Here is a 21,381-nt window from a genome sequence, read left to right on the forward strand (position 1 = left end):
ATTTGCTTAAATTCCTGCTCTATCTGTAATACCTTTTAATGCAGATTTACTCATATGCATTATTCTTTCTTCATCTAATGTTAAAACTTCTCTATTTTTCATTATCAATTTTCCATTAACAATCATATCCTTTACATCATTGCTATTAACAACTTCAACCAAAGTATTTACCATATTATGAGTTGGCATAATATGAGGTTGGTCTAAGTCTATAGAAATCAAATCTGCTTTTTTGCCTATTTGTAATGTCCCTAAGCTATCTCCATGAAGCATAGCTTTAGCTCCTCCTAAAGTTGCCATTTCTAGTAGTTTTCTAGCTGGCATAACAACTGGATCACATATAGGTACACCTAAATTTATATGCATAGCTGACCTAAATACCTTGATTTCATTGAATAAACTTAAGCCTGCATGTGCTGTTCCATCAGTACCAAGACTAATAGATACTCCTGATTGTAATAATCTTGAAGTTTTTGGAACTCCTTTTCCTAAATTACTAATTGGGCAGTGAACAACTTTAACATCATATTTCCTTAAAATATCAATTTCATTCTCAGAAAGCAAAATGCTGTGTGCGCTTAAAAAATTGGGTCCTAAAATTCCCAATGATTCTAAATATTCAATTGGTCTTTTCTGATAATTTTCAAGACAATAGTTAATTTCATTAGGATATTCATTCATGTGTACATGAATTCCAGTATTAAACTCATATGCATTTTCAAAAGCCTTCATAATCAAACTAGGAGAGCAACTTATCAGTGTACGAAGAGAAAACCACACTTCTAATCTTCCGTTTCCTTTACCATGAAAATTCTTGTAGAGGTTAGCATTCCTTTCCATCGCTTCTTTTTCAGTAGAAATCATATTTTTAGGAATAGAATCATCTTTATTCATAGTTGAACATGTAATTGCAGCCCTTAGCCCAGACTCAATGACAGCCTCCCCTACCTTATGCATGTAAGTTCCACCAGCATCTATAAAAGAGGTAGTTCCTGACTTTATCATTTCTAGACAACTTAATTGTGCACTTATAGAAATATCTTTTTCATTAAGACTACTTTCATATGGAACCATAATACGCTTCCATATCATAGGATACTCATCCATAATTCTGCCACGTAATAACTGTTGGCAAGTATGTGTATGAGCATCAACCATTCCTGGCATAAATAATTTCTTCTTACCTTCTAGTATTTCTTCTGCTTTATATTTTTCATCTATTATCTCTATATCATCAATATCTAATATTCGTGAGTCATTTATAACAATTGATTTATTTTCAGCTATTTTATAATCTTCGGTTAAAATCGAACAATTTCTGATAATCATATCGCTATTTATTTTATGCATTTAATTTTTCCTCCTCATCGCTTAATAAAACTAATCTGCTACTTAACTACATAAACTATGGTATATTATGTTTTTTAGAAATTCATCTTGTGTAAAATAAAATATAAGCTAAATTGCTTTTGTCAATTTTAATATAATATGTCCTACAGTTGCTGAGCCTATAAATATTCCTGTAAATACTACTAAAGCAATAATCACCATTTTCCAACCTTGTTTAGTAAAGTCTTTATAGTTTTTTCCCATTGAAATACCTGCAAAAGCTCCTACTATTGATAGTGGTGCAGCAAAATCAATTTTAGCTGTACTTTCTATAACTATCTTGGCTACTGGTGATATAGGAGATGCAATTATCAGTCCCAAAATTGAACAATACATAATCATAGGAAGTTTAATAGGTAAAACTTTATCTAAAATAACAGCTACAAATGCAATTCCACATAATATTAGAATCCCTGGTAACGATTTCCCAATAGGAGTTTTATATCCTATAGCATTTGAAGTAGCTATTGAAACTGCAACAAATATGAATAGTACAATCCACTCTCTATTTCTCATAAGTTTCTTCCTCCCTTTTTTTATTTATTACCGGATCTAATATAGAATACAACTTATTTGCTAATGGAAGTGCTAAAAATAGTGATGCATAAATACCAGTTATTCCTGTTAACGTATTACTTGCACCTGCTAACATAACTATCTTATCAGCATATTCTGGATAAATATGAGATAAGCTTGTTGCTGCAGAAGCCATCATGATTCCAGAACCAGCCCCTGATGCCATTGCAAGGGCAAATGGATGAAATAATCCTATTGAAGCAACCAATGTAGCTAAAAATCCAAAGAATATTGTTCCCAAAGCACCACCAATTATATATATAGATAATGTACCCCTCATTTCATCAGAATCTGGTCCATATACATTGCTTATTAAAGCTAAATTTGTTTCCCGATTAATAGAATGTGTTGCACCAACTGCTTCCCTTTTTAATCCTAGCATCATAGCTAAAGGCAAACTAATAAATATAGTTCCTAAGTTTCCAAGTTCCTGTAATAGTAAAGCTGGACCCATAGATGCCAGTTGACTTAAATTCCCACCTGCCATGATCCCTAACTTTACTATGAAAGGTGCTATAGCCACTAAAACTAGAGGTGACGCTGCCTCTGATTCTTCTTTTTTAAAAAATTTTAAAAGATCTGGTCCAAGAAGAGTTCCTCCTATCAGACCGTAAAATATAGGGAAAATCACTAATACTCCAGGTCCTATGGGAATTTTATGCTGACCAATAAGATCTGATATAACAATAATTAAAAAAGCAGCAATATAAATTCTGTATTCTTTTTTTAATCTTTCTTTTATTGAGCTATACTTATACTCTTCCATTTTTCAATCCCCCCATTTTTTGAAAACCTTTTCCCAAATAATAAAACTTTACTTAATTCATTTTATTTTCTACAAGATCTCTTTTTCAGATGATAATTCTTTGTATTCTCCCTCCTTTTATACGGTATAATTTAAATCGTCATTCATATTTTTTTAATTAACTAACCTTTGTCTCGCTTGTTATTGCTTCAAGACTAATAACTCTGTAGTCATATATTACCGTAGTAAAACCTTATTTTAAAAGGACATATGTCCCTTTTCAGAAAAATTTTATGTGTAACTTCTTAAAAAATTAAAAATAGTCTATTTAATAATCTTTTTTATAACTACTGTTTTTTCTCCTAAAGCTCTATAATGCATTCTTTGTTGATTTTATTTATATTTAATTTGAATAATACTAGCTTTAAGCTAATACCTTAAGCTTCAATATCATCTCAAAAATAAAAAAGTAGCTATTTCTAATTAGAAATAGCTACTTTTTTGTACCGTTCTTTTTTTGTTTCTCTAGTTTAAAATTATGATAACTTAATTTAAACTTTTTATGATCATTCTTTAATAGATCAACTTCTTCCCAATTCTCATTAGATTTCATATATTCATGTAATAATATATCTTCTCCATTAGTTAATCTTATAAAGTCAAATCTATATTCATTATTTCCACCTTTAGCATAAATCTTTATATAGTCTCCATCTTGTTCTATATTAATTATTTCATCAACTATTGAATATAAATCTTTATAAACGGTTTCTACAAATAGTTTACTATCCCATTGCCATCTATGATATGGTGCACATAAGAAGTCTTCTGGTATGTAGTCTATGGACTGTATTTTCCATCCTTCCTTTTCATCATATTTAGTAGTCACAATTCCATAATAGTATGAAAAATATGTAGGTGTTCTTTTCTTTATATTATCTTTAATAGGTTTACCAGTTATAGTTTCTATTTCTACAATATAATGTTGTACTTTAGATGTATCATCAAGTTCATTTAAAGGTAAAAGCTTTAATAATGTTGTATGACCTGTTCCCTTAAAAGATTCCTTAAACTCTTTTAAAGAAATATTTTTTTTAGTCTCTTTACTAAGAAGATTATAAGCAAATGGATAAGGTATCTCACCAAATCCTACTGTACCACATCCTCCATGAAACCCTTCCATATTAGATGCCTCTTTTAGTATTGAATAGTAAGCTTGTATTAAATCTACTGGAGATGTGTATTTTATAGGATAGCCTTTTGGTACATTATTTTTGCTTTCATTATAATCCTTAAATTCATATTTAAGTTTCATAGAAGCTTCTTTGGAAGGCCTTTGAAATCTTTCATCATAAGAGTCTTTATCTAAGTTTAGAGAAGTTAAGGTATGTACATCCTCTACTTTTATATCTCTTGTGTGTATGTATGCCCCTATTTGATATCCCTCATCTTTATAGAACATAATTCCATATACAGCTAATATTATTGCTACTATTATAACAATAGTTAATCTTTTTTTTATGTACTTTTTATAATTCAGCATAAATTACCTATTCCTTTCTCTCCTTTTGCTTTCTATACATATGAGGCAAATAGACAATTTATGTTATATATCTTAATTTTTAATGTATATTTATTTCTTTCTTAAATCTTTAAAAAAATCTTTAATAATATCAGAACATTGATTTTGCAATACATTCCAAGTTACATCTAATCTATGATTAAGCTTATCATTTTGTACTATATTTAAAACTGAACCACATCCACCCATCTTTAAATCTTTAGATCCTATAACTAATCTTTCAATTCTTGAATTAACTATAGCACCTGCACACATAGGGCAAGGCTCTATAGTAACATACAAAGTACATCCTATAAGTCTCCACCCACCTAAAATATTACTAGCTTTTTTTATAGCTATAATCTCCGCATGAGCTGTAGGATCTTTTAAAGTTTCTCTCATATTATATCCTCTAGATATAACTTCTCCATTTTTAACTATAATTGCCCCTACTGGAACCTCTCCTATTTCTTTTGCCTTACGAGCTTCATCTAACGCTAACCTCATATAATAATAATCATCCATATTTTTCACCCTTAACAAATTAAGTTATAGTAAACTTACTAAAACTATATTTAAATAATAATAGGTATAAAGTTATGCATAACTTTATACCTATTATTAACATCAGTTTAATATAATATTTTATATTTTAACATGCTTATTAGTCATTGTCGATTTATTTTAATATCTACAAATATTTTTCATAATCAAACACTTTAAAATCTGCTAGCAACTTCTTTAGCTTTTAATATAGAATTATTCTTAATTTCTTCTGCCTTATCCGGCATTTGAGCTATTCCTTCAACTAATATGGTTTCTATATCAGTAATCCCTACAAAATTTAATATAGTTTTCATATGAGAATTCCCATGTTCAAATTGTGAATAGTCTCCTTCTGAAAATACACTTCCTGAAGCTTGTATATGAAGTGCTTTTCTACCATGTAATAATCCAACAGGTCCATTTTCAGTATACTTAAATGTTTTCTTTGCTATGCATATAGTATCTATGTATGCTTTCATTATAGGAGGAAATCCAAAGTTCCATAGTGGAGTAACAAACACGTATTTATCAGCATCTATAAACTGATCAGTAAGTTTATCTATTCCACTCACTTTTTTCTTTTCTTCTTCACTTAAGCTATTAAAGTCTGTACCTTGTGAAAGTTTTCCCCAAGCATTAAAAACGTCTTCATCTATATAAGGAACATACGTCTTATAAAGATCTAAATTTATGATTTCGTCATTTGGATTTAATTTCTTATATTCTTCTAAAAAAGCCTCCCCTACTGTTAAACTATAAGACTGCTCCACTGATTTTGGATTTGATGTTATATACAATATTTTTGACATATTCATCTTTCCCTTCTATTTTATAAAATTTAGTATTATATATTATTTGCTTTAACACTTACTTTTATAATACATTTGAACTGTTATTCTCTACTTTACCGATTTGACTTTCAGTTTTTTTATACCCCTTATAATTTATTGTGAAACTTTTACTAATTATTATTTTTTGTATTTATTTTTATTACTAGGGTAAATATAAAATAACTAAAATTTTTAACAACTATAGAATATTAATGGAGGAATAATTATGTTAAATAAAATAGATAGCAGAAATATGGGTAAAAGTGATTTAGGATGGTTAAAAAGTACATTTCATTTTTCTTTTGCAGAATATTTTAATCCAGATAATATAGATTTTGGAGTATTAAGAGTTATAAATGATGATCTTATTCAACCAAATACAGGATTTGATACTCACCCACATAAAGATATGGAAATTGTAACTTATATAATAGATGGTGAACTAACTCATAAAGATAGTATGAATAACGAAAGAACTCTTTCAAGAGGAAATGTGCAATATATGAGTGCTGGAACAGGAGTATATCATAGTGAACATAATCTAGGAAGCACTCCTCTTAGATTATTACAAATATGGGTTTATCCTAATGAGAAAAATCTCACACCAAACTATGGTGATTATATATTTCCCTGGGAAGATAGAGAAAACAAATGGCTCCATATTATTTCAAGTAAAGATGGGAATGCTCCAGTAAAGATAAATCAAGATATAAACTTTTATGTACTAGAATTAGATTCAGGTAAAAGTATAGACTTTTCTATAGATAAAGGAAGGCAGGCATATCTAGTCCAAATAGAAGGTAATTCAACAATAAACAATATAGATATGAATTCAAAAGATGCTATGGAGATAATAGAAGAAGATATTCATATAAAATCAATTGAAACTTCTCATTTACTCTTAATTGAAATGAAAAAAAGCTAAAAAAATATATTTACAATTTAGCAGTCTAAAAAATTAATAATAAAGGTGAACCTCCTTTTAATAAATAGCTTTTTTAAAAATTTATCAAAGGAGGTTTCTATTACTTATTTTATAGTAGTCATTAATTATATTAAGTTCCTAATATGGTGAAATATATTTTTTAGTTTAAATCTCACTATGTCCTAATTTTTAATTGTAACTTTTTTAAACATCTTCATTAAGTTATAAAAGTATACTTGTTCATTATATTTACAAAAATAATCTTTACCTAATATATCATTATCCATCCAAAAGCTATTAGCTCTACATCCCCCTCCGCAAATATAACGAATATCACAATCTTTACAGCCATATACTCCATCAACTTCAAGATTTCTAAATTCATTTATTATTTTTGAAGTATTATAAATATTTTCTAACGAATCATTTTTTATATTTCCACAACTAAAATCATCATGATGTAACATTTGACAAGGATAAACATTACCATCTGATGAAATACTAAGAACTGATGTTCCCGCACCACATATCTGTGCCTTTGTTCCAATTTTATAAATGTTATCAGTTAACAAAATGTTGTCTTTCTCAGGTAAATTAGTTATATGTTCGATAAATTCTTCTGGTGTAAATGCCATTGATGCTACTTCTTTACCTTTTCCAATCTTAAGCATAGGAGTAAACTGGAACTTAACTTCTGGAAATTCTTTATTAATATTTAAAATATCATAAAAGTTTTTCTTTGTAACAGTTGCAGCTAGTCTCACCTTTACATTGTGCTTTAACAATAAATCTACTGCATTAGAGACTGCTTTATAATGTCCTTTTTTTCCTCTTAACCAATCATTCATTTCTTCATTTGTAGAATCCAAACTCATCTGTACTGTATCAAATAAGTCAGCATATGAAGAAATATTTTCTTGACTAATGAGTAATCCATTCGTTTGAAGAGTATTTTTAATGCCTATTTGCTTTGCATAACTGGCAATTTCCATTAAGTCTGAAAACAAGCATGGTTCTCCACCTGTATAAACAATATCAGGATTATCATCAGATATATTCTTAAATGATGTAATAACTTTCTTTATGTCATCCTTACTCAAACAATCTGAAGAATTATTTATATCACGAAAACAATATAAACATTTAGAATTACATTTGTCAGTTAGCACGAGATATAGTGTAGATACCTTTGATGCTTTCTCAATCTCATTAATTTCAGTTGGATAGTTTAAAGCAATATTTTTAACAAGCTGAATGTATGATTCTTGTAGAGAATCTGGAATAGAAACATTTATCTTATGTATTAATTCATGTACTGTTGATTGTCCATCTAGTAGTTTAAGTCCTAAAAGCTGTGATGAAGACAATCTAAACCAAAAATTAACTTCAGGCTCTATAATGAAATAATCATTTTGGTTTCTATATGTTTTGAATGAAGAATGATGTGGTAAAACTAAATTTTCAAACTGTTCTATGATAATACTCCTCCTTACTATTTCTAACTTTATCTTTCATAAGAACAAACTTATATATATTTAGTAGACCTAGTAAAAAAATATATAAGAATATTTATCTTTTTATCTTCTTACCTTCAATTATACTAAGTCTACTTTTCTAGAGCTTCTACTCCATTTATACTTCTAAGCTTTTACCGCCACCTCCACCGCCTCCGCAACTGCTGGTAATATTACACTTACATAAACATCTAGCAAAGTTGTTTATCGGTTCGATATTACCTGATTCTTCATCAATTACAAACGTAAATGAATTATCTTGTGAAATAAAGCTTTGACTACCATCAGTCATACTGTTACATTCTGCTTCAACATCTTCTAATTGTTTTATATTAATTAGCATCTTCTTACTCATCTTTTTCACCTCCATTTAGGTTTTATTTTTCTCAATATCCTATGAAATATGCATAATAAAACCCAATAATAGGAGCTTAATCAAAACATAGGTAGTACAATATATACACTAATAACAAATATCATCTTAAAAGTTATTGATCTTTAATAAATGTAAAATATCCAATGTTTTTTTGCATAAAAAAAGAGCCTAGCGGCTCTTTATAGGTTATTTAAAATGGGTAATTACGTAAAAGTTTACTTTATTAATAACCTTGTACATATTATCCTATATTTACTAATCTTAGTAAACAGTTTCGATAAAACTAGCTAAAACATTTTAGATTCTTACATAATAACCTAAATTTTTTAATTTATAATTTTGCATATTAATTTAATTTTATAAAGACTCTATAGTTAGTAATATTATTTATCTAAGAAATTCTTGCATTTTATTATAGCTACGAATTTCAAACATAATTACTACTATTAACCAAAATAAAACCACACCTAGATATATTAAATACTTCTTTATTGTTTTAGAAGTTTCTTCTTTATTCTTTATATTTGTTGATATTTGAGTTATGAAAGAATCTGTAATAGCTAATAATAATCCTATAAATGTAATCGCATGAATAATATAAAACTGATCGTTTAATAATGTCATCTCAATTTACCCACTTTCTATGACAATACTGCATAATAATATGATAGTTTTTTAATAGTAAGTATGATATTAATAATAAGAAATATAGAAATCATACACAAAGCACATATCATTATTACAGTGATAGTATTTTGAGAATTTTTTGAACTTTTTTGCATTAACATAACAACTCCTACAAGCACTACACCAACAATACTCATAATTACTATTTCATTTATTCTTATGTAATCCACTGCACTTTTATATGCATCTAAACGCTTCTGATTATCTATAGTTTCTAATATATAGCCTTTCGTATTATGCATAGGATGTCCTATCTTCCAATAAAAGTTGGTCTCTCCATTTTCTCTAACCACCTGTACAACATAACTAAATTCACATAAAAAAAATCCATTATTATTAGCTATTATTTTAGAAGATTTATGCTTTATTTGGTCTTGAGACAATTGATCTGATTGTTTAGATAGCTTTACTTCAATTTCAGATTCATTCCCATTAGTAAATCCTTGATAATTAATTATAAACAAAAAAATTATTATAGAGCTTAAAAAAATAGATATAAATTTGAATTTTAAATTACTGTGTTTAATCATATAAACCTTCCCATGTATATTATTATAAAATTTATTATATATATGTTTGATATTAGCATATAGTATTATTGAGATTTTGTCGTAATTTGTAGAAATATATTTATTTTTTTATTTTCTATAAAATGTTTAAAGATGAATATTAAATTATTTATTTATGTAAAAAAGCTAGTGCCTTATATTAATACACTAGATCTTATTTTACTTTACTATTACTACATGATTTTTTTACATTTATAGCTATTTTAAATTAGGGTTATTTTTAATTACTATTATAATTATCTTAAAGGTAAACTTAAGGATACATATAACAGTAATTCCATAAAAAAATAGCAAGTAGTTAAAGTGTTTTGCTCATTACTTGCCATTTTCATATTCTTATAATTCACATTAATTTAATACTATCTATAACTAATTGATGTACTGTCAACAATCCCTAACCCAGTATAAGGATATGTGGCAAAACTAATATTATCTGGCTTTACAATGAATGCTTGTTCTACAATCCCTGTTCTCATATTCCAATTATTGTATTTTTTCTCTACTGTATTGTATAACTGTAATGCAGAAAAATCAATATTAGTCAGATATGATCCATCTTTATTATTGTCTAATACTCCATGTTTTGGAATCAACGATACAAAACGATAAAACCCGCATACTGGTTTTCCATCTTTCTTTTGGAATACTCCACTTACATTAACTTCTTTATATACTTTCTTAATTACCTTTCCTGCTGCGTCTTTAAATTCAAAATATCCTGTTACTATATCTTGATTAGTTGGATGAAATCCTATATCAAAAGTTACACTATCAGCATTATTCACTCCTTCAGAATCTTCCCACCAATCTTTTTCAGCTCCAAGCTTAGGAACATAGTAATATCCTTTCCATCCAGATCCAGTATTTATAAGTCCAAAATCTAAAGTGCTTTCATTATGACCGTAGATTCCAAAAGATATATAAGCATTTCTTAGATTTTTATTGTCAAAATTTATTTTTTTTAAATTCACAGTTCCATGGGCTTGACTATATGTAGTACTATTTCCTGTATACATATAATAGTATGATCCTAAATTATTACGAACATTTGAATTCATAAATGGTCTACTACCTTTTAAAGCTTGATATGGAGCTGCACCCCAAGTATATAAAGGATGGTCATTTGGATATGATGTAGGCCTTCCATTTGCATATGGAGAAATTTTACTTGGATATGACTTAGGCCTTCCATCTGAACATTCATAGTTTTCATTTGCATATGAATAGCTTCCAATTTGCATTGTCATTATTATAGTAATTACGAAGCTTAATATTTTTCTCATATTTCTTACCCCTAATTATTATTTTTTTATCTAACAAATTGTACCATAATATCATTAAAAAATTTGTTTATTTTTGTCATAATAAAGGCTTTTAATGTTAATTTTTATGATTAACAAGGTATTTTTAAACCTAAATGAAAAAGTGTTGGATTTAACTTCTATGTAGAAACTTTAAATGGAAATATGTCCTTAATGTAAGTAATTAAAAATAAAAAAAGCAGTGAAGTATCCCTCCTATTTTTTTGTATTAATATATTTTTTGAATTGATATATTTTGAATAATTGTATATATATGGTACTATATGTTATATATAACAAATACTTATTATAAATTATTAATTTAACAGATAAAGGAGGATAAAATGAAAAAACTAAGAAAAAGAATAAGTTTAATTATATTAGCTTTTTTAGTTTTAACATTAGGGTTAACAGGATGTCAAACTGAAGAAGCTATTAATAAAAGAGAAAAAACATTAGTTATATCAACATTTGAATCTTTTGAAGATATGTACAGAAAAAATATTTTTCAACCATTTGAAGAAAAGCATAATATAAAAATTGTACTTGAACTTGGAACTAATTCCCAAAGATTTAAAAAATTAAAGAAAGATAGCAAAAAGAAAAAGCCTGATGTAGTATTTCTTACGGATTATTATGCTATGCAAGGTGTAGAAAAAGGATTATTTGAAAAAATAAATCGTAAAAATATACCCAATATGGATAAACTTTATGATGTATTTAAAGAACCTTTAGGCAAAGATTACGGCCCAGCGTATGCTATATCAAGTTATGGTTTGGCATATAATCCGGATAAAGTAAAAGAACCGATTACGTCTTGGAGTGACTTGTGGCGACCAGAATTAAGAGGTAAAATTGCACTAAGTGACATTACTGTTGGAGCAGGCCCATTTCTCTTAATGATTGCGGCAGAACAAGCGAATGTAGATATTAAACAAAATGAAGATAAAGCATTTGAAAAGTTAAAAGAAATAAGTGAACACGGAGTAAAATTTTATACTAAAAAATATGCTGAAATTATGAATGAATTTGGTTCGGGAGAAATTGAAGTTATGGATATTTATAACTATGATATAGAAATAGCAAGACAGCATGTTCCTAATGTCAAGTGGGTTCACCCAAAAGAAGGTTCTTATGCATTAATGGAAACAGTAAATATAGTAAAAGGCACAAAGAATAAGGAATTAGCAGAAGAATTTATAGATTGGCTATTAAGTGAGGAAGTTCAAAAAGCTCAAGCTATTGATAGGGTAGAATCGCCTGTCAATAAAGATGTAAAACTAACAGAAGAACAGGCAAAGTGGACTATCTATGGTGAAGAAACTATAAAAGGACTAAAAACAGTAGATTTAAAATATATTAATGAGTCAATGGATAGATGGACGAAGCGATGGAATAAAGAGATAAATCCACAAAAAAATAATTAAAATTATATTAATCTATATAAAAAATAACCTATAAACTCAACATTATATAAATAAATATTAATCTTAGTTATTTTATATAATTATTATAAAATGGTAAAAGAATAATATTGTTACTAGCTATTAAACGCCTATATAAACGTTTAATACTATTTAGTAATCTATTCATTGAAGGCAAAAAACAAATATCTTAAAATTAAAAATAAAAAGTTATTTTGTGATGAAGAAATAAAAAGATTAGGAAGTTAATCCTAGTCTTTTTATTTCTTCTTTAAATTTAACGCTAATGCTATACCATCTGCATAAGCTCTCAAAATATCTTCTATAAAGTTAGTATCTTTTACTGAACTACTTCCACTTATAGAAGTGGAAGTTTCTAATAAAAATGATATATAGCTCAAAACTATTGTAATAATGTAATCTACCTAAGGCTGTTGGGAAAAAAGAAATCAGTGTATTTACTATAGAAGAACAAAAAATTTATAGATACAATAAATACAAATACGCATAGATTAAAAGCTCTATTCTTAACAGCCCTCGGAACAGAGCTAAGAATAGGTAAGATAGTAGCACTAAAATGGGAAGATATAGACTTTGAAAAATCTGCTTTATCTTTAAGTAAATCTTTAAAAAAAGTTACTAAAATTTCTAAGAATGAAAATAGAGAATCAGTAGTAATAGAGCAGTCTCCTAAAACTGAAAGTAGCATAAGAACCGTACCAATCCAAAAAAATATTTTAAAAGAATTATCTATTCATAAAAAAACCAGCTAGAAGAAAAGCTTAAAGCTGGAGAATTATATATAGATAGTAATTATGTATTTTGTACCGAAATAGGGAAACCCCTAGATGTAAGAAATGTAATTAGGTCCCACTCTAAACTTTTTAAAGAGAGGTAATATTGGATATAAAAAATTTCATTCATTAAGGCATACTTATACTACACGTTTATTTGAAGCTGATGTTCCTCCTAATACTGTAAAGGAGCTTTTAGGTCATAGTGATATTAATACAACTATGAACATATATACTCATGTTATGGAAAATAAAAAAGTAGTTGACGTAGATAAAATAAATCATCTATTTGCTTAATAACATTAACTAACGTTATTAACTTTCGTTGATTATTTTTTCTACTGCACAACTACTGCACGAATTTATTATTTTTTTATAATAAAATTTTTATTATCTTTTACAGAAACGAGTCATACCAAGGTGCTTAATACTTTGTTGGTGCTCTCGAGAGGAATCGAACCCCCGACACACGCCTTAGGAGGGCGTTGCTCTATCCTGCTGAGCTACGAGAGCATACAAGCACTAGGTATTTGTATTTTATATCAATTAGTTTTATTTGTCAAATCACTATTTATACCAATCATAGCCTGTATTTTTTATATAAGTATTATAAGCTTATAAAATTTTTTACACTCGTAAAAAATCTACTTAGTATGTTAGTTTTTTTAACATCTTCGTTAACTGTTAAAGGTATTTCTTTTTTCACATTTCCATATCTTAATATAGCTTTTCCTATTATATCTCCTTTTTTAATAGGAGCTTCTAGTCCTTCATTTATTATAACTTCTTTTTTTACAGTATCATGATTTCCTACCAATCCATATACATTTTCTTTAGGATATAGTTCATTAACTTCATCTCTACTATTTGGTATATTTACTTTCTTTATAAAAGTATTTTTATTCAATATTTGTTTTTTTGAGTAATTTTTTATTCCCTCATTTAATAGTTTTGTACCTCTTATTTTTCTTTCTTCTTCTGTTTTACTTCCCATAGTTATTCCTATTAGTCTATAAGGATTTTTTTTATCTTTTTTAACTTCTAAAGTTGATACTAAGCAAAGACCTGCTCTATCAGTGTATCCGGTTTTAAGTCCATCTACACCACTAACCACCCCCATCAGAGGATTAGTATTTATATGTTCAAATTCTCTTTCTGGAATTACCAGTTTGTCCTTGCTTGTTATATCTATTATTTGTGGATATTTCTTTAGTATATGTCTTGAAAGTTTGAATATATCTCTAGGACTCATAGTGTTCTCTGCTTTATCTTCTCTTGGGTACCCATTAACTGTTACAAAGTGTGTTTTTTTTAGTCCAAGTTCTTCAGCCTTGTCATTCATTAGTTTTAGAAATTTCTCTTCACTGCCAGATATATATTCTGCTATAGCTATACAAGAATCGTTTGCAGAAACTATCATTATAGATTCCAAAAGTGTACTTACTTTAATTTTTTCTCCTTCTTTTAACTTAAAGCTTGAGCCCTTCAGTGATGCAGCCCTTTTACTTATAGTTACTTCGTCTTTTAAACTTTTATTTCCCTTTGATATTTCATCCATAGCTACTAAGTAAGTCATAAGTTTAGTTATACTAGCTACCTCTAATTTAGCATCAGCATTTTTTTCAAAAATAATATCACCAGTTTCATAATCTCCTAGTAGAGACGACTGTATAGTAGCTGTAATCGTATTTTCTCCATTATCATTATTTTGAGCATATCCGATTCCTGAAAAAATTAGAATTAAAATAAGTGTTATAGATAGTGTCCTCTTCATTTTAGTTCTCCTTAAAGCATATAAAATAGTTTTTCAACTTAATATTTTTAGAATTTCTAGTTTGCATAATATGTTACATTATATCAAATTTTATTAATTTTAGTAGTTACTTTTTATTTACAAATATTCAGAATCCTTTATTTTTTATTTAGAAATACTATCATTTTTTTCATAGAAACTCATCTATCTCTTAAATAATTATATTGTTAATTTTTAGTTGTTATGATATTCAATAGTTTTTTATCTTAACTACAAGAAAACTTTACCTTATTTATTAAAATAAATCTAATATACTAATATTATTCATAATAATGTAAATTATACAAATGCATAATTAGATGAATATTTTATATTCTAAGAGGTATAAATATAAAAACATTCACTCCTAATACTTTATACTTTTTATTTTTGATTATATAATGTTAAACTCTTATAATTATAAAAAAACAAAGAAGTAGTAAAGAATATATATTCTTTACTACTTCTTTGTTTTTACTTACTATATATTTAGTTAATTACATTATTTTTTCTCTATTCTTTCTTTTCCACCTAAAAATGGTCTTAATACCTCTGGAACTAATATAGATCCATCTTCTTGTTGGTAGTTTTCTAGTAATGCAGCTAAAGTTCTTCCTGCTGCTAATCCTGATCCATTTAATGTATGAACGTATTCTACTTTTCCAGTTTCTTTTGATCTATATCTTAAATTAGCTCTTCTTGCTTGGAAATCTTCGAAGTTACTGCAAGAAGATATCTCCACATATCTATTATAACTTGGCATCCACACTTCAATGTCATATGTCTTTGCTGAAGAAAATCCTATATCTCCAGTACACAATTCTACTACTCTATATGGTATATTTAAAAGTTGAAGAACTTTTTCAGCATTATTTGTTAGAGTCTCTAATTCATCATATGATGTTTCTCGCTTTGAAAGCTTAACTAATTCAACTTTATCGAACTGATGATTTCTGATAACACCTCTTGTATCCCTTCCAGCTGATCCAGCTTCTTGCCTAAAGCAAGGAGTATAGGCTGTGTAGTATATTGGTAATTGTTCTTCATCCAATATCTCATCTCTATGAAGATTAGTTACTGGAACTTCTGCTGTAGGTATTAAAAAGAAATCTTTTTCTGGTATTTTAAAAGCATCTTCTTCAAATTTAGGTAACTGTCCTGTACCAATCATACTTTGTCTATTTACAATAAAAGGTGGTGATATCTCTGTATATCCGTGTTCTTCTGTATGAAGATTTAACATAAAGTTTATTAAAGCTCTTTCAAGCTTTGATCCATCTCCCTTAAATACTGTAAATCTTGCCCCAGTTATTTTTGAAGCTCTCTCAAAGTCTAATATATCTAAATCAGTGCCCAAATCCCAGTGTGCTTTAGGTTCAAAGTTAAATTTAGTTGGTTCTCCCCATTTTCTGATTTCTTTATTTTCTTCGTCACTAGCTCCTACAGTTATGTTTGGATTTGGAATATTAGGTATAGTAAGCAGTATATCATTTAATTCTTTCTCTATTCCTTTTACTTCATTATCCTTTTCACCTATTTTGTTAGATAGTTCTTTCATTTCACTTAAAACTGAAGAAACATCTTTGCCCTCTTTTTTCAGTTTTGGTATTTCTTTTGATACTTGATTTTGTTTAGCTTTCATTTCTTCAACTTCAACTAATACAGTTCTTCTTTTTTCATCTAATTCTAATACTTTATCAATTTCAAATTCTCCGCCTCTTTTTCCTAGTTCTTTCTTAACTTCTTCAGGATTAAGTCTTATTCTTTTAATGTCTAGCATAAATATTCCTCCTTTTCTCAGATAATTTTAATATTATTTAAAGCAACTTAGCTAGTTTTAAATTAATACTAATTTGCAATTTTGAAAGTAACTATTTAGTATTTTATAGTTTATTTAACTTATAAGTTACAAAAAATAAAAAACTCCCATCCCTAAAAAAATTAGGGACGAGAGATTGCCCGCGTTGCCACCCTAGTTAACCTTTATATAAAAGTTCACTCTGTGCAGAATATCCCACTGCTGGGGTTTTATCTCTTCGATAAAATGCTCTAGGACGGATTCGATACTCAATAACATCAATTCTCACCTACCATTGACTCTCTTAAGATATCAATGTATCTACTATTTCCTTTCATTGCATATAAATATATGGTTAATGATGATTATACCATAACCTTAATCGTCTTTCAATTCTTTAAATCATTTATATTTAGTATTATCTAAACTTAATTATTATATTTAACTTATTTTGAATTTTATAGTGTTTATCTATCTTCTTTTTAGATAGTAATTTATAAATGAAAAATTATATCTTATAGTTTATACAATATCAAATTGAAATATTCTATTTAATTATCATTAACTATTAATTTTTTCAATTAGAAACTACTTTTAGTCAAGTATATACTATACATGTTAAATTTTCAATTAAATTAATACTAACGAAAGGAAGAATGCATATGTATAAAAAAACTCGTTCTATTTTATTAGTTCTTGTATCTTTGCTTTGTTTTTTATTTTTAACTGCTTGTGGTACTAGTTCAAAAGATAACACATCCGAAAAGGATAAAAAGGAACCTACTAAAACATATTCAGCAAAAACTATTGATACCAATGAGTTAAAAGATAATTTAACAAATCAAAACTATGTTATTGTAGATTTAAGAAAAGATGAAGCGTTTAATGGATGGAAAATCGATGGTATCTCTAGAGGAGGTCATATTAAAAACTCAGTCCATTTTCCTACAACATGGCTTAAAGAAGTAAAAGGTGATAAATTATCAAGTTTATTAAAGAAAAAAGGTATCACATCTGATAAAACTATCGTTCTTTATCATAGTGATAATAATGAAAGTAAGAAGATGGCTTCAAAGTTAAACGAATTAAACTACTCAAATATTCTGGTTTACGATAAGTTAGATGAATGGGCAAACAATGAATCTCTACCAATGGATGCTCTACCTAATTATGAAAAGTTAGTCTATCCTGAATGGGTAAACGATTTAATTAACGATAAAAATCCAGAAACCTATCCTGGTAAAGGATATTTAATAATTGAAACAAGTTGGGGACGTCCATCAAAATATTATACTTCTGGACATATTCCTGGTACTGTACATTTAGATACAAACGAAATAGAAAGTGAATCAGATTGGAATATTGGACCTGTATCTAAAATAGAAAAGACATTGAAAAAGTTTGGTATAACTCCTGATACTACTGTTATTCTTTATAGTGAAAATACTATGGAAGGAGCTAGAGGAGCTTTAGCTATGATGTGGGCTGGTGTTAAAGATGTTAGATTACTAAATGGAAATTTAAAAGCTTAGAAAGACGCAGGATTTAAAACTGAAACAAAGAATAATACTCCTACTCCTATTAAAGATTTTGGCTTAAAAATACCTCAACATCCTGAATATATTCTTCCACTCCCTAAAGATGTACTTGAAAAACAAAAAGATCCAAATTTTGTTTTAGCGAGTATCAGAAGTTGGGACGAATTTATTGGTAAAATAAGTGGTTATGATTATATAAAAGAAACTGGTGAACCTAAAGGTGCTGTTTGGGGACATGCTGGTTCTAGTTCTAATGATATGGAAGATTTTGAAGACGTAGATGGAACATTAAGAAGCTACCCAGAGATAGTTAAGATGTGGGAAGAATGGGGTATAACTTCCGATAAAGAAGTTAGTTTCTACTGTGGAACTGGATGGAGAGCAGCTGAAACATGGTTTATAGCTTATTTAATGGATTGGCCAAATATCAATGTTTATGATGGTGGCTGGTTCCTTTGGTCTATGGACAAAAACAATCCTGTTCAAAAGGGCGATCCAAGAAAAAAATAAATAGATAAATAAATAATAACCCATGATTTAACCTATTTTGCATATATCTTGCATTTGATTAAATTATGGGTTATTTATTTATAATAGTTTTATCTATCTTTTAGAGCTATACTTCTAAAAGTCTGAATTACAATATTTAAAAATATAGCAATGATGAAAAAGTAGTAACCTCTCAACTCCATAGAATTAGTGAATAATATAAATCCTATTCCTATTACTGATAGTAAAGGAACAATTATCAAACCTTTATTTAACTTTCTACTTTTAGATCTTGCTAATTTATAAAATAGTAGTATTATAGAAACAATCAATATTACTATTAAAACTATCTTATATATATTAAGAAACTCATGTCTAAATAATTGTTCTTTAAATTTAATATTTTTATAAGATAGATACTGAGCTACTCCCATTTTTCTAGTAGATAAGTATTGTAATATTATAACTCCTAAAATGGATATTAACTGTAATATAATCAGTACTATATTTAAGCTTCTTTTTATAACCTTTTTCATTATTACAACCCCTTATATTTATTTTTATCAAGCTTTAAAGTAGAACAGTTTTATTATACCAAACTATATTAATTTACTCATAATAACTTTTCTAAAAACTTAGATCTATATATTTACATTCAATTGTATATATGACTAAAGCTTGTCAATAATAAAAATATAATTAAGTACTTTGGGGGTATTGATCATGTATGATATTGATATTTTAGCTCAAATAGGTAATATGAAAGACATCGATTACAAAAATGCTTTGGCTATAGCTAGCCTAATAGAGGTTCTAGTAGATAAAGAAATTATAAGTAGAAGCGATGTCTCGAAAAAGGCTAAAATCTTAGATGATATGTCTATAAGGGAAATAGAACTTATGAAAAATAGATAATGGTTACAAAGCAAGTTAAATCGACTGTAAAATAAGCTTATTCTATTGAATATAATAATTTTTAAAATTATTATTAATATTTAAATATCTACATTAACTTAATTTATATAGTTTTTAAGTTAATGTAGATATTTTTTAGTTTTCATTTCTACTTATTCTCTTACATTAAGTTTATAAAAATTTTTTCTTCCTATGATATTCAAATCTTTACTTATAATTAACTCAGTATAATTATTAAATTATAAACTCTTCATTCATTTCACATTCTATAATTATTTTAAATAAAATATGTTTAAAATTAAATATTAGAATAATGTTTTTATCTTTCCAAAAAAACTCAAATAATTATACACTTCAATACTTACATTTTAATAGTGTATAATTATCCTTCATGTCATAGACATAGAACTTAAATTTTTACAAGTAGTATAGATAAAGATGAATAGTATTAGATAGAGATATTAAGGTTTTCTATACTATCGTAATATAATCTTAATATATGAAAACATATACTTATTTATTGAATTATTTACACTATACATAAATTTAATAATGTGATACTATGTACTTATAAAGCGTTTTACACATTTTTCTATTTATTTGATATGTGTTTTGTTTCTGAAAATAGTAATATATTTTAGGTATATCAATATACTTTTAATATATTATTTTTTAAGTCACAAGGCAAACGTTTTATGCTGTTAACATAAGCATAAAATTATATTTCGGCATACTGATCTATTCTGGATAGTATGCAAAAGGAGGATATTTTATCTGTACCAACAAAACTAAATATTTTAAGGGGGTCATTTTATGAGTAGTAAAGCAACAAGTACTGGATTTTTAGACAAAACTTTTAAAGTGTCAGAAAGAAATTCTAATGTAAAGACAGAAATTTTTGCTGGTATTACCACTTTCATGACTATAGCTTATCTACTTGCAGTTATTCCAGGTAATCTTGGTGAAGTTGGAATGCCTAAACAAGCTGTTTTTACAGCAACAGTATTATCTGCACTAATAGCAACAGCGTTAGCGGGTATTTTAGGTAACTATCCATTTGGATTAGCACCATCAATGGGGTTAAACTCATTCTTTGCATTCTCTGTAGTAATAGGAATGAAAAAGTCGTGGGAATTTGCTTTAACGGCAGGTCTTATTGCAGGAATTATTCTTGTGCTACTAACTGTATTGAGAATTAGGGAAGCATTGTTTGATGCCATTCCTCATAACTTAAAAATGGCGATGATTTCAGGTATTGGTTTATTTATTACATTCATAGGGCTTAAAAATGCGGGTATAGTAAAAGCAGGTGGAGCAATTCTTGAAATAGGGGTATTAAAAGATCCTGCAGTATTTATTGCACTTATAGGAATTGTTATCACTGGTGTATTAATGTATAAGAATGTTAAAGGGGCACTGTTAATAGGTATTGTTGCTACAACTATAATAGGTATTCCTTTTGGTGTTACTCAATTACCAAGTAGTATAGTAAGTTTACCACCATCAGTTGCACCAACTGCGTTAAAATTTGTTGGATGGGATCAAATTTTAACAATCGATATGGGTGTAGCTGTATTTACATTCTTATTTGTTGCTATATTTGATACAATAG

General features: G+C 27.6%; 23 protein-coding genes, 1 tRNA gene and 1 other annotated feature. Of the genes, 8 read left to right on the plus strand and 16 right to left on the minus strand.

The genetic code is table 11. The annotated features are described in order from the left end of the window. Positions 1–6: 6 nt before the first annotated feature. The 6 genes from CLPU_RS13220 to CLPU_RS13245 form a co-directional block, all read right to left on the minus strand. Positions 7–1,350: an amidohydrolase gene (locus CLPU_RS13220; RefSeq protein ID WP_050356149.1), complete on the minus strand. Its 1,344-nt coding sequence runs from the start codon at positions 1,348–1,350 to the stop codon at positions 7–9. A 108-nt stretch (positions 1,351–1,458) separates the two neighbouring features. Next, positions 1,459–1,905, minus strand: a complete 447-nt coding sequence (locus CLPU_RS13225) for a hypothetical protein (protein ID WP_050356150.1) — start codon at positions 1,903–1,905, stop codon at positions 1,459–1,461. Beyond that, positions 1,895–2,731, minus strand: coding sequence for a DUF3100 domain-containing protein (locus CLPU_RS13230; RefSeq protein ID WP_050356151.1), 837 nt, complete (start codon positions 2,729–2,731; stop codon positions 1,895–1,897). The genes CLPU_RS13225 and CLPU_RS13230 overlap by 11 nt, the downstream gene beginning before the upstream one ends. 472 nt (positions 2,732–3,203) lie before the next feature. Beyond that, a complete protein-coding gene (locus CLPU_RS13235) occupies positions 3,204–4,253 on the minus strand; it encodes a hypothetical protein (protein WP_050356152.1) in 1,050 nt (349 codons plus the stop codon). A 90-nt stretch (positions 4,254–4,343) separates the two neighbouring features. Further along, positions 4,344–4,796, minus strand: a complete 453-nt coding sequence (gene tadA / locus CLPU_RS13240; RefSeq protein ID WP_050356153.1) for a tRNA adenosine(34) deaminase TadA — start codon at positions 4,794–4,796, stop codon at positions 4,344–4,346. 194 nt (positions 4,797–4,990) lie between these two features. Beyond that, positions 4,991–5,626 (minus strand): FMN-dependent NADH-azoreductase, encoded by a 636-nt coding sequence (locus CLPU_RS13245; protein WP_050356166.1) that lies wholly within the window; start codon positions 5,624–5,626, stop codon positions 4,991–4,993. Positions 5,627–5,873: 247 nt separating this feature from the next. On the opposite strand from CLPU_RS13245, the gene CLPU_RS13250 reads away from it, so the two are divergent. After that, the gene (locus tag CLPU_RS13250; RefSeq protein ID WP_050356154.1) at positions 5,874–6,572 is read left to right on the plus strand and encodes a pirin family protein; all 699 of its coding nucleotides are present in this window, start codon (positions 5,874–5,876) and stop codon (positions 6,570–6,572) included. A gap of 182 nt (positions 6,573–6,754) precedes the next feature. Here the strand turns inward: CLPU_RS13250 and CLPU_RS13255 are convergent, their stop codons facing one another. The 5 genes from CLPU_RS13255 to CLPU_RS13275 all read right to left on the minus strand — a co-directional run bounded on the left by CLPU_RS13255 (position 6,755) and on the right by CLPU_RS13275 (position 11,001). Next, positions 6,755–7,939 carry a radical SAM/SPASM domain-containing protein gene (locus CLPU_RS13255; RefSeq protein WP_050356155.1) on the minus strand — a complete coding sequence of 395 codons (1,185 nt, stop codon included), beginning with the start codon at positions 7,937–7,939 and terminating at the stop codon, positions 6,755–6,757. 265 nt (positions 7,940–8,204) lie between these two features. Beyond that, positions 8,205–8,441 (minus strand): hypothetical protein, encoded by a 237-nt coding sequence (locus CLPU_RS13260; protein WP_050356156.1) that lies wholly within the window; start codon positions 8,439–8,441, stop codon positions 8,205–8,207. 408 nt (positions 8,442–8,849) lie between these two features. Beyond that, a complete protein-coding gene (locus CLPU_RS13265) occupies positions 8,850–9,086 on the minus strand; it encodes a hypothetical protein (protein ID WP_050356157.1) in 237 nt (78 codons plus the stop codon). Positions 9,087–9,103: 17 nt separating this feature from the next. Next, positions 9,104–9,679 carry a hypothetical protein gene (locus CLPU_RS13270; RefSeq protein WP_050356158.1) on the minus strand — a complete coding sequence of 192 codons (576 nt, stop codon included), beginning with the start codon at positions 9,677–9,679 and terminating at the stop codon, positions 9,104–9,106. A gap of 398 nt (positions 9,680–10,077) precedes the next feature. Beyond that, complete coding sequence (locus CLPU_RS13275) at positions 10,078–11,001, minus strand: hypothetical protein (protein ID WP_050356159.1); 924 nt, start codon at positions 10,999–11,001, stop codon at positions 10,078–10,080. Between the two features lie 362 nt (positions 11,002–11,363). Between CLPU_RS13275 and CLPU_RS13280 the strand changes: the two genes are divergently transcribed. Further along, positions 11,364–12,446 carry an ABC transporter substrate-binding protein gene (locus CLPU_RS13280; protein WP_050356160.1) on the plus strand — a complete coding sequence of 361 codons (1,083 nt, stop codon included), beginning with the start codon at positions 11,364–11,366 and terminating at the stop codon, positions 12,444–12,446. Between the two features lie 257 nt (positions 12,447–12,703). On the opposite strand, the gene CLPU_RS17330 is transcribed toward CLPU_RS13280, so the two are convergent. Then, the gene (locus CLPU_RS17330; RefSeq protein ID WP_157857736.1) at positions 12,704–12,844 is read right to left on the minus strand and encodes a hypothetical protein; all 141 of its coding nucleotides are present in this window, start codon (positions 12,842–12,844) and stop codon (positions 12,704–12,706) included. 81 nt (positions 12,845–12,925) lie between these two features. Here CLPU_RS17330 and CLPU_RS18290 point away from each other — a divergent pair, with 81 nt between their 5' ends. After that, on the plus strand, positions 12,926–13,216 hold the full coding sequence (locus tag CLPU_RS18290; RefSeq protein ID WP_082154238.1) for a tyrosine-type recombinase/integrase: 291 nt from the start codon (positions 12,926–12,928) through the stop codon (positions 13,214–13,216). A 126-nt stretch (positions 13,217–13,342) separates the two neighbouring features. After that, positions 13,343–13,534: a tyrosine-type recombinase/integrase gene (locus CLPU_RS16810; protein WP_082154239.1), complete on the plus strand. Its 192-nt coding sequence runs from the start codon at positions 13,343–13,345 to the stop codon at positions 13,532–13,534. A gap of 139 nt (positions 13,535–13,673) precedes the next feature. On the opposite strand, the gene CLPU_RS13285 is transcribed toward CLPU_RS16810, so the two are convergent. The 3 genes from CLPU_RS13285 to serS all read right to left on the minus strand — a co-directional run bounded on the left by CLPU_RS13285 (position 13,674) and on the right by serS (position 16,809). Further along, positions 13,674–13,750, minus strand: a tRNA-Arg gene (locus tag CLPU_RS13285). A gap of 94 nt (positions 13,751–13,844) precedes the next feature. After that, positions 13,845–15,011, minus strand: a complete 1,167-nt coding sequence (locus CLPU_RS13290; RefSeq protein WP_050356161.1) for a D-alanyl-D-alanine carboxypeptidase family protein — start codon at positions 15,009–15,011, stop codon at positions 13,845–13,847. 520 nt (positions 15,012–15,531) lie between these two features. Further along, a complete protein-coding gene (gene serS / locus CLPU_RS13295) occupies positions 15,532–16,809 on the minus strand; it encodes a serine--tRNA ligase (RefSeq protein WP_050356162.1) in 1,278 nt (425 codons plus the stop codon). A 160-nt stretch (positions 16,810–16,969) separates the two neighbouring features. Beyond that, positions 16,970–17,174, minus strand: a binding site (T-box leader). A gap of 315 nt (positions 17,175–17,489) precedes the next feature. Here serS and CLPU_RS16815 point away from each other — a divergent pair. Further along, positions 17,490–18,359 (plus strand): rhodanese-like domain-containing protein, encoded by an 870-nt coding sequence (locus CLPU_RS16815; RefSeq protein ID WP_162198918.1) that lies wholly within the window; start codon positions 17,490–17,492, stop codon positions 18,357–18,359. 90 nt (positions 18,360–18,449) lie between these two features. Then, positions 18,450–18,875 carry a sulfurtransferase gene (locus CLPU_RS13300; protein ID WP_268760476.1) on the plus strand — a complete coding sequence of 142 codons (426 nt, stop codon included), beginning with the start codon at positions 18,450–18,452 and terminating at the stop codon, positions 18,873–18,875. An 89-nt stretch (positions 18,876–18,964) separates the two neighbouring features. Here CLPU_RS13300 and CLPU_RS13305 read toward each other — a convergent pair whose 3' ends face one another. Beyond that, on the minus strand, positions 18,965–19,390 hold the full coding sequence (locus tag CLPU_RS13305) for a hypothetical protein (RefSeq protein WP_050356163.1): 426 nt from the start codon (positions 19,388–19,390) through the stop codon (positions 18,965–18,967). 187 nt (positions 19,391–19,577) lie between these two features. On the opposite strand from CLPU_RS13305, the gene CLPU_RS13310 reads away from it, so the two are divergent. Continuing rightward, positions 19,578–19,769, plus strand: a complete 192-nt coding sequence (locus CLPU_RS13310) for a hypothetical protein (RefSeq protein WP_050356164.1) — start codon at positions 19,578–19,580, stop codon at positions 19,767–19,769. 813 nt (positions 19,770–20,582) lie between these two features. Beyond that, positions 20,583–21,381 (plus strand): NCS2 family permease (locus tag CLPU_RS13315; protein ID WP_131701618.1); only part of this gene is annotated, 799 nt, incomplete at its 3' end.

The sequence above is a fragment of the Gottschalkia purinilytica genome, from assembly GCF_001190785.1.
Classification (GTDB): domain Bacteria; phylum Bacillota; class Clostridia; order Tissierellales; family Gottschalkiaceae; genus Gottschalkia_A; species Gottschalkia_A purinilytica.